Source organism: Mycobacterium angelicum, assembly GCF_002086155.1.
GTDB classification, from domain to species: domain Bacteria; phylum Actinomycetota; class Actinomycetes; order Mycobacteriales; family Mycobacteriaceae; genus Mycobacterium; species Mycobacterium angelicum.
This window is the reverse complement of the sequence record NZ_MVHE01000190.1, coordinates 1-1,428: the sequence shown is the minus strand read 5'-3', so window position 1 is coordinate 1,428 and position 1,428 is coordinate 1. Positions and strand designations below refer to the sequence as shown.

The 1,428-nt window shown below is 63.6% G+C and carries 1 protein-coding gene; it reads left to right on the top strand.

The window, feature by feature from the left end; all coding sequences use genetic code 11:
• The first annotated feature begins 135 nt into the window (after positions 1-135).
• Positions 136-1,371: an IS256 family transposase gene (locus BST12_RS28915; protein ID WP_083116526.1), complete on the top strand. Its 1,236-nt coding sequence runs from the start codon at positions 136-138 to the stop codon at positions 1,369-1,371.
• Positions 1,372-1,428 lie beyond the last annotated feature (57 nt).

The window sequence follows — 1,428 nt, the reverse complement described above, 5'->3', positions numbered from 1 at the left end:
GGTTGTGTCCACGAGAGTGGTGTACGAGTCGGGCCCTGAGTTGATGGACCGGCGTGTCGTAGCCGGGTAGTAAAGGGTCATCGCGTGATTCTTCGAGAGACCGACCAAAGTCACTCGAGCAAAGGAATCAACGCGATGACCGCTGCCCACGATATCGACTTGCCTGCCCTGCTGGCCGAACGACTCACCACCACCCACCCCGATGTGCTGCGCGAACTGTTGGCCACGTTCATCCACACGCTGATGGGCGCAGAAGCCGACGCGTTGTGCGGTGCTGGCTACGGCCGGCGCAGCGCCGACCGCACCAACCAACGCAACGGCTACCGGCATCGCCAATTCGACACCCGCGCAGGCAGTTTGGATCTGGCGATCCCCAAGCTGCGCCAAGGCTCTTACTTCCCGGACTGGCTGCTGGAACGCCGCAAGCGCGCCGAACGGGCCCTAACGACGGTGGTGGCCACTTGTTATTTGCTCGGGGTGTCCACTCGGCGGATGGACAAACTCGTCGAAACGCTCGGGATCACCGGCCTGTCGAAGTCGCAGGTGTCGGTGATGGCCAAAGAGCTCGACACCACCGTCGAGGCGTTTCGTACCCGCCCGCTCGATGCCGGGCCGTATACATTCATGGCCGCCGATGCTTTGGCCCTGAAGGTCCGAGAGGCCGGCCGGGTGGTCAACGTCCACGCCCTGATCGCGGTCGGGGTCAACGCGGAGGGCTACCGCGAGATCTTGGGCATCGATGTCAGCACCGCCGAAGACGGCGCGGGCTGGTTGACGTTTCTGCGCTCGTTGGCCGCCCGTGGCTTGTCCGGGGTGGCACTGATCACCAGCGATGCTCACGCCGGACTTTTGTCGGCGATCGGCGCGACCCTGCCCGGAGCGTCCTGGCAGCGCTGCCGCACCCATTACGCCACCAACCTCATGGCCATGACGCCGAAATCCTCGTGGCCGTGGGTCAAGACGCTGCTTCATTCGGTGTTCGATCAGCCCGACGCCGCATCCGTTGCTGCACAATATGATCGGATCATCGACGCCCTGGCCGACAAGTTGCCCAGGGTCGCCGATCACCTCGAAGCCGCCCGGCCCGACTTGCTGGCCTTCACCGCTTTCCCCAAGCAGATCTGGCGCCAAATCTGGTCCAACAATCCTCAAGAGCGGCTCAACAAGGAAATCCGACGTCGCACTGATGTCGTCGGCATATTTCCCGACCGCGACGCCCTGATCCGCCTCGTCGGCGCCGTGCTGGCCGAACAACACGACGAATGGGCCGAATCACGCCGCTACCTCGGCCTGGACGTCCTCAGCAAATCCCACCTCACCACTGACACCACCACAGAACAGGAGGCCACCCCAGCGGCACTGACCGCCTAAATCACGACATCGAGGAATCACGCGACGACGTCGTACACCACGCCCCTGGACTTGACC

Bases quoted from the DNA above. Each gene is read 5' to 3' on its own strand.
- BST12_RS28915 (WP_083116526.1), top strand. From the start codon at position 136: ATGACCGCTGCCCACGATATCGACTTGCCTGCCCTGCTGGCCGAACGA.